The 255-nt window shown below is 40.8% G+C and carries 1 protein-coding gene; it reads right to left on the reverse strand.

Annotation, left to right across the window (positions count from 1 at the left end):
* The coding region (locus TP70_RS10165; RefSeq protein ID WP_044361445.1) for a MucBP domain-containing protein at nt 1-255 on the reverse strand (255 nt) is incomplete at both ends.

Here is a 255-nt window from a genome sequence, read left to right on the forward strand (position 1 = left end):
CATATACTTTTCCGTCTTTACCAGTGATTTCTTTCGGAATTTCTGTACCGTTTTCGTTTGTATTGTACTCAGTACCTACTGGTGATTTCGCTGTATCTACAGTTGGATCTTTAATCACATTACCGTTTTCATCTTCGTAATGCACTGTTACTGTACCTGCTGGTACGTATGGTACTGGTGTATCTTGTGTTGGATCGTTCGGATCCTTCGGTGTTGGTGGTTCATAACCTTTTGTCGGATCGTTTGGATCTTTTG

Source organism: Staphylococcus microti, from assembly GCF_000934465.1.
Classification (GTDB): Bacteria; Bacillota; Bacilli; order Staphylococcales; family Staphylococcaceae; genus Staphylococcus; species Staphylococcus microti.